Genomic DNA, 6,949 nt, shown 5'->3' on the forward strand with positions numbered 1-6,949 from the left:
ATTACGAGCTTGCGCCCCTCGACACTAGACTGGCTCCGCTGCGAAAACGAACACAAAAACATTATGACGCGGCGAATCGCGCACCAGGCCGTCAATTGCCGGAGGAGACAAGCATGCACACAACGCCTGCGCAGGGACTGCCCCTGCAGGTGGAGGAGGTAGGAATGGACCCATCGTTCACGCGGGGCCTGGCCCTGCAAGTCGTCAGGCGCATCGATCGCGGCCTGGGGGTGCTAGAGAAGCAGCTCCTCTCGTGGGGCATCATCGTGATGGCGGTCAACACCCTTGGCAACGTCGCGGCGCGCGTGCTGTTCTCGAGCAGCCTGTTCTTCTCCGAGGAGCTCAACCAGTTCCTCATCATGCTGGTGACTTTCGTCGGCACCAGCGCTGCGGCCCGCCAGGGGCGGCACATCCGCATGTCGGCCTTCACGGACCTGCTGCCGCTCGAGGGACGGCGCCGCATGCTCGCGGTGATCCAGGCCGTCACCGCCGTGGTGCTCGCGCTGCTCGCGTGGTACGCGACCCATTACATCCTGCGCATGCACGGCCTCGGGCGCGTCACGCCCGCGTTGCAGCTGCCCATGTGGATAACGCTGCTGTGGATCCCGCTGGGCCTCGTCATTGCGAGCCTGCAGTTCGCCCTCACCTGCGTCGTCAACGCGATCACCCCCGGCAGCGTGCATCTCGCGCCGCACGTGACCGAGCACGACGAAGTCGACATGCCTACCATCTGAGGAGCTGCATATCATGGCACTGACGATTCTCCTCATCATGCTCGGCCTGATGCTGAGCGGCTTCCCTATGATGGTCCCGATGCTCGTGGCGACCTTCGTCGGCTTTTTCGTCTATTTCCCCAACCTCAAGCCCGACATCATCGTGCAGCAGATGGTCAGCGGCATCAGCCCTGTGGCGCTGATCACGGTGCCGATGTTCATCCTCGCAGCCGACATCGTCACCCGAGGGCGCACCGCGAACCGTCTGCTGGACCTCGCGATGACCTTCTTCGGCCACCTGCGCGGCGGGCTCGCGGTGACGGCCTCGGTCGCCTGCACGCTGTTCGGCGCGATCTCGGGCTCGACCCAGGCGACCGTCGTCGCCGTCGGCGGGCCGCTGCGCCCGCGCATGCTGCAGGCGGGTTATGACGACAAGTTCACGATGGCGCTGCTGATCAACGCCGCCGACATCGCCTTCCTGATCCCGCCCAGTATCGGCATGATCGTGTTCGGCATCGTCGGCAAGGCCTCGATCGCGGAACTCTTCCTCGCCGGCATCGGCCCGGGCCTGGTGATCCTGCTGCTCTTCAGCCTGTACTCGGTATGGCATTCGTGGCGCCACGACATCCCGCTGCTGCCGCGCACCGGCTGGCGCGAGCGCTTTGTTGCAATGCGCAAGGCGTCGCTGGCGATGATGTTCCCGGTGCTGATCGTCGGGGGCCTGTATGGCGGCTACTTCAGCCCGACCGAGGTCGCCGCGATCGCAGTGCTGTATGCGTTCATCCTCGAGGTCGTCGTCTACCGCGCGGTAAAGCTGTCGGATTTCCCCGCCATCGCCTACTCGACCGGGCTCATCACCGGCATCGTGTTCATCCTCGTCGGGGCCGGCGCGGCCTTCTCGTGGATCATCTCGTTCGCGCAGATCCCGCAGCAGCTGATCGCCGCGCTGGGCCTCGCCGACGCAGGTCCCTACACGATCCTGTTCGCGATCTCGGTGGCCTTCTTCATCGGCTGCATGTTCGTCGACTCGGTGGTCGTGACGCTGGTGATGACGCCGATCTTCATGCCGCTGGTGAACGCCGCAGGCATCGACCCGATCCTCGTCGGCACGATCATCACGCTGCAGATGGCGATTGGCGCTTGCACCCCGCCGTTCGGCTGCGACATCTTCACGGCCTGCGCGATCTGGCGCAAACCCTACGCGGAGGTGATCCGCGGCACTCCGCCCTTCATCGTGATCCTGCTGTTCGTGTCGGTGCTGCTGGTGCTGGTGCCGGACATCGCGCTGACGCTGCCGAAGCTCGCCTACCGCTGAACGGGAGAATACCTTGCGCATCGACATCCTTCCCCGTCGCGGCGACGTACCGGCCGCCCCCGAGCGGGCGCGCGTGGGCCTGCTGGGCCTCGCGACCGACCTCAACAGCGAGGCGGACCTGCGGCGCATGCTGCCGGCCGACGTCGGGCTGTACTGCAACCGCATCCGCCACGCGAACCCGATGAGCCTCGAGACGCTGCGCGCGGTCGCCGACGACCTGCCGCGCGCCGGGCGCGACCTGCTGCCGGGGCTGGAGCTCGACGTCGTCGTGTATGGCTGCACCTCGGGCACGATCGCGCTGGGCGAAGCCGAGACACTCGCACTGATCCGCCACGCGAAGCCCTCGCGCCACCAGACGACGCCGGTGACCGCGAGCCTCGCGGCCTTGGCGCGGCTGGGTGCGCGCCGCGTGTCCATCCTCACCCCCTACCGTGCGGACGTGAACCGCGCGCTCGGCGACTACTACGCGAGCCGCGGGCTGGAGGTGGTGAACGTGTCCGGTCTCGACATGGACGACGACTACGCGATGACGGCGCTCGCGCCCGCGACGATCGTCGAGGCGGGCCTGCGCGCGATGGCGCCCGAGGCCGACGCGCTGTTCGTCTCGTGCACGGCGCTGCGCGCGAGCCTCGCGGTCGAGGCGCTGGAGGCGGCGCTCGGGCGCCCGGTGGTCACCAGCAACCAGGCGATCGTGTGGCACGCGCTGGACCTCGTCGGCCTCACCGCACCCGGCGCCCCGGGCCGCCTGTTCGATACCCTCTCTGAACGCACACCGCAATGAACCAGGACATCCGACTGATCGATCTCTACCGCGCCCGTCAGCGCATCCGCGGCCATGTGCTGCACACCCCGCTCGCCGCGTCGCCGAGTCTTTCGCGGCGCGTCGGCGCGCCGGTGCATCTGAAGCTCGAATGCCGCCAGACCACCGGCAGCTTCAAGCTGCGTGGCGCGACCAACGCGCTGCTCGCGCTCGACGACGCGGCGCGCGCGCGCGGCGTGATCGGCGTCTCAACCGGCAACCACGGCCGCGCGCTGGCCCATGCGGCGAACCGGCTGGGCGTGCGCGCGGTGATCTGCATGTCGCGGCTGGTGCCGACGAACAAGGTCGAGGCGATCCGCGCCCTCGGCGCCGAGGTGCATATCAGCGGCGCGAGCCAGGACGAGGCCGAGCTGGAGGTCGCGCGCCTGGTGCGCGACGAAGGGCTCACGCTGCTGCCGCCCTTCGATCACCCCGACGTGATCGCCGGCCAGGGCACCGCCGGACTGGAGATCCTCGACGATCTGCCGTCGGTCGACACCGTGCTCGTGCCGCTCTCCGGCGGGGGGCTGCTGGCCGGGGTCGCACTGGCGATGAAGAGCGCCTCGCGCGACATCCGCGTCGTCGGCGTGACGATGGAGCGCGGCTGCGCCATGCACGCGAGCATCCAAGCCGGCCGTCCCGTGCAGGTCGAGGAGTTGGAGACGCTCGCCGATTCGCTCGGCGGCGGCATCGGGCTCGATAACCGCTACACCTTCCGCATGGCGCAGACGCTGGTCGACGACACCGTGCTCGTGAGCGAGGAGGAGATCGCGGATGCGATCCGCCACGCGTACCGCGAGGAGCAGGTCATCGTCGAGGGTGCGGGCGCGGTCGGCATCGCCGCCCTGCTCGCCGGGCGCGTCGCCAATCCCGGCACGACCGCGGTGCTCGTGAGCGGCGCGAACATCGACACGGCGCTGCACCGGCGCCTGGTCTGCGAAGAATGCAACGCGGGAGGCACGTGAGCGCCACGTGAATCCAGCGAGCCCGCAACCGCCCGCCCCGACCGGCCATCGGGCGCGGGACCGAGTCAGGAGTACCCCATGATGGAACATTGGCGAGAGGCACTGGACGCAGTGCGCGGCGGGGAGTCGAAGTACAAGATCCTCGTGCAGGCGATCGCCGCCGACATCGAGAACGGTTCGCTCGCGGAGGGCACCCGCCTACCGCCGCAGCGCGAGGTCAGCCAAAAGCTCGGCATCAGCGTGCAGACCGTCACCAACGCCTACAAGGAGCTCGAGCAGCACGGCGTGATCCGCTGCGAGGTCGGACGCGGCAGCTTCGTCGCGAAGCGCGTGACCGAGAAGGTCGCCAGCTACATGCTCGATCGCGCCGAGCGCTCGCTCGTCGATTTCTCGATCGCGAGCATCGTGTACACGGAGGAGCACGACGCGGTCTGGCGTGAGACCTGCGCGGCGCTCGCGGCCCAACCCGACCAGCCGTGGATGCGCGCGTGCCGGCCGATTGCAGGCTTCGAGCATCACCGCGCCGCGGCCGTCGAATGGCTCGCAGGCCTCGGCATGAAGAGCTCGATCGAGACGCTGCTGATCACCAACGGCGCCTCGCATGCGCAATTTCTCGCGCTCGCCTCGCTGGTGAGCCCGGGCGACACGGTGCTCACCGACAGCCTCACCGACCATGGCGTGATCGGCTCGGCGCAGGTGCTGGGCTTCACGCTGAAGGGCCTCGATTCGGACGAGTACGGCATCCAGCCCGACCACTTCGAGGACATGTGCGCCAACGAGCGCATCACCGCGCTGGTATGCACGCCCAACCTCAACAATCCGACCAGCAGCCTGATGCCGGACTCGCGCCGCCGCGCGATCGCGCGCATCGCCGAGCGCTACGGGGTGTATGTGATCGAGGACGACGTCTTCGGCCCGCTGCTCACGCAGCGCCCCGCGCCGATCACGAGCCACCTGCCGGAGCTGGGCTTCTACCTCACGAGCTTCACGAAGTCGGTGATGACGGGCCTGCGCACGGGCTACCTCGCGATGCCGCGGCGGCTCGCGCTGCGCGTCGAGAGCATCCTGCGCGTCAATAGCTGGATGGCCACGCCGCTGCTCGCCGAGGTCGCGACACGCTGGATTGCCGACGGCACCGCCGAACACCTCGTCGAAGTGCAGCGCGAATGCCTCGTGCTGCGCCACAAGATGGTCGAAGAACATCTCGGCGAATTCGCGATTTCGAACCATCCCTGCTCGCTGTCGACCTGGGTCGGCATCCCCGGGCACTGGCAGCTCGACAGCCTGGTGCAGCAGTTGCGCCACCGGCTCGTCGCCGTCACCTCGCCGGACCCGTTCCTGGTGCTGGGCGCCCCTCGCCCCAATGCGATCCGGCTGTGCCTCGGCGCCGAGGGCAGCGACGTGCGCATCAACGGCGCGCTCGGCACGATCGCCAGCGTCTTCCGCCAGTATCCGCAGGTGCACGACTACCTGTGATGCCCGGCACGACATTTCGGCGCAGCACCCCCGAAATGTCGCCATTGCACTAGGACAAGCGGACCGACAATTCCCGCCCCCTACACTGGACCTCAATCCCCGCCGCGTCGGCGCGGGGCGTCCGGACCCAAGGGGGCTGCATGTCCAAAGTCATTCTGCTGAGCGAATCCGATCTGCGGGCGTGCGTCGCGCTCGACGCGGCCGCGATCGACTGCGTCGAGCACGCGTTCCGCCTGCTCGCGACCGAGAAGGTCGTCATGCCGCCGATCCTGCGGCTCGACATCGAGGAGCACAACGGTGAGGTCGACGTGAAGACGGCCTACCTGCCGGGGCTGGACAGTTTCGCGATCAAGGTGAGCCCGGGCTTCTTCGACAACCCCAGGCTGGGCCTGCCTAGCCTCAATGGCCTGATGGTACTGCTGTCGGCGCGCACCGGCGTGCCCGAGGCGCTGCTGCTCGACAACGGCTATCTCACCGCGGTGCGCACGGCCGCCGCCGGCGCGGTCGCGGCGCGCTGGCTCGCGCGCGAGGATGCGCGTCGCGCGGCGGTGATCGGCGCGGGCGAGCAGGCGCGCCTGCAGCTGAAGGCGCTGACGCTGGTACGCGACATCGAGTCGGCCACCGTGTGGGCGCCGCGCATCGACGAGGCGCAACGCTTCGCCGACGAGATGACGGCCGCGCTCGGACTGCGCATAAGCGCGTGCCGGAGCATCGACACTGCGATCGACGGCGCAGACGTCGCGATCACGACCACGCCCAGCCGCTCGCCGCTGGTCGAGCCTCGCCACCTGCAGCCGGGCCTGCACATCACCGCGATGGGCTCGGATGCCGAGCACAAGAACGAGATCGCGCCCGCCGTAATCGCCGCCGCGACACGCTACGTGTGCGACCGCCTCGCTCAGGTGCGAGTGCTCGGCGAGCTGCATCACGCGATCGCAGCCGGCATTGTGGCCACCGACGCGAGCTTCCCCGAGCTCGGCCAAGTCATCGCCGGCCAGGCGTCCGGCCGCACGGGCCGCGACGACGTGACGATTTGCGATCTGACCGGCACCGGCGCCCAGGACACCGCGATCGCGACCTTTGCCTTCGCGCGCGCCCGCGCCGGCGGCCACGGCACCCCATTCGAATCCTGATCCCGCAACGAGGAGCGGAGACACCCCATGCCCCACAACATTGCCCTGCCCTTCGAGCGCGCCGAGTACGCCGCGCGCCTCGCCAAGACCCGCGCCGCGATGGACGCGCGCGGCATCGACGTGCTGATCGTCAGCGACCCGACCAACATGGCCTGGCTCACCGGCTACGACGGCTGGTCCTTCTACGTGCACCAGTGCGTGATCGTCGGCCCCGAGGGCGAGCCAGTGTGGTTCGGCCGTGGCCAGGATGCCAACGGCGCGCGCCGCACCGCCTACATCGGCGACGACAACATCCTCGGCTATCCCGACCACTACGTGCAGTCGACCGAGCGCCATCCGATGGACTACCTCGCCACCGAGCTCATCGCTGCGCGCGGTTGGAGCGACAAGCGCATCGGCGTCGAGATGGACAACTACTACTTCTCCGCCGCCGCCCACGCGTCGCTCGTCAAGCACCTGCCGCAGGCCCGCTTCGTCGATGCCAACTCGCTCGTGAACTGGCAGCGCGCCATCAAGTCGCCGCGCGAGATCGAGTACATGCGGATCGC

7 protein-coding genes are annotated in these 6,949 nt (G+C 68.6%); all 7 read left to right on the forward strand.

Going from position 1 to position 6,949, the window contains the following annotated elements; all coding sequences use genetic code 11:
• Window positions 1–113 precede the first annotated feature (113 nt).
• Window positions 114–734 (forward strand): TRAP transporter small permease, encoded by a 621-nt coding sequence (locus F464_RS0109815; RefSeq protein WP_198292252.1) that lies wholly within the window; start codon window positions 114–116, stop codon window positions 732–734.
• 13 nt (window positions 735–747) lie between these two features.
• The gene (locus F464_RS0109820) at window positions 748–2,028 is read left to right on the forward strand and encodes a TRAP transporter large permease (RefSeq protein ID WP_018989629.1); all 1,281 of its coding nucleotides are present in this window, start codon (window positions 748–750) and stop codon (window positions 2,026–2,028) included.
• A gap of 13 nt (window positions 2,029–2,041) precedes the next feature.
• The gene (locus F464_RS28165) at window positions 2,042–2,809 is read left to right on the forward strand and encodes a maleate cis-trans isomerase family protein (protein ID WP_018989630.1); all 768 of its coding nucleotides are present in this window, start codon (window positions 2,042–2,044) and stop codon (window positions 2,807–2,809) included.
• On the forward strand, window positions 2,806–3,792 hold the full coding sequence (gene eutB / locus F464_RS0109830; RefSeq protein WP_018989631.1) for a hydroxyectoine utilization dehydratase EutB: 987 nt from the start codon (window positions 2,806–2,808) through the stop codon (window positions 3,790–3,792). Before F464_RS28165 ends, eutB begins: the two co-directional genes overlap by 4 nt.
• A gap of 78 nt (window positions 3,793–3,870) precedes the next feature.
• Window positions 3,871–5,268, forward strand: a complete 1,398-nt coding sequence (ehuR, locus tag F464_RS0109835) for a MocR-like ectoine utilization transcription factor EhuR (protein ID WP_018989632.1) — start codon at window positions 3,871–3,873, stop codon at window positions 5,266–5,268.
• Window positions 5,269–5,408: 140 nt separating this feature from the next.
• The gene (locus tag F464_RS0109840; RefSeq protein ID WP_018989633.1) at window positions 5,409–6,401 is read left to right on the forward strand and encodes a cyclodeaminase; all 993 of its coding nucleotides are present in this window, start codon (window positions 5,409–5,411) and stop codon (window positions 6,399–6,401) included.
• A gap of 27 nt (window positions 6,402–6,428) precedes the next feature.
• The coding region (locus F464_RS0109845; RefSeq protein ID WP_018989634.1) for an aminopeptidase P family N-terminal domain-containing protein at window positions 6,429–6,949 on the forward strand (521 nt) is incomplete at its 3' end.

The organism is Aromatoleum toluclasticum ATCC 700605 (genome assembly GCF_000378245.1).
Lineage (GTDB): Bacteria > Pseudomonadota > Gammaproteobacteria > Burkholderiales > Rhodocyclaceae > Aromatoleum > Aromatoleum toluclasticum.

Bases quoted from the DNA above. Each gene is read 5' to 3' on its own strand.
- F464_RS0109815 (WP_198292252.1), top strand. From the start codon at position 114: ATGCACACAACGCCTGCGCAGGGACTGCCCCTGCAGGTGGAGGAGGTA.
- F464_RS0109820 (WP_018989629.1), top strand. From the start codon at position 748: ATGGCACTGACGATTCTCCTCATCATGCTCGGCCTGATGCTGAGCGGC.
- eutB (WP_018989631.1), top strand. From the start codon at position 2,806: ATGAACCAGGACATCCGACTGATCGATCTCTACCGCGCCCGTCAGCGC.
- ehuR (WP_018989632.1), top strand. From the start codon at position 3,871: ATGATGGAACATTGGCGAGAGGCACTGGACGCAGTGCGCGGCGGGGAG.
- F464_RS0109840 (WP_018989633.1), top strand. From the start codon at position 5,409: ATGTCCAAAGTCATTCTGCTGAGCGAATCCGATCTGCGGGCGTGCGTC.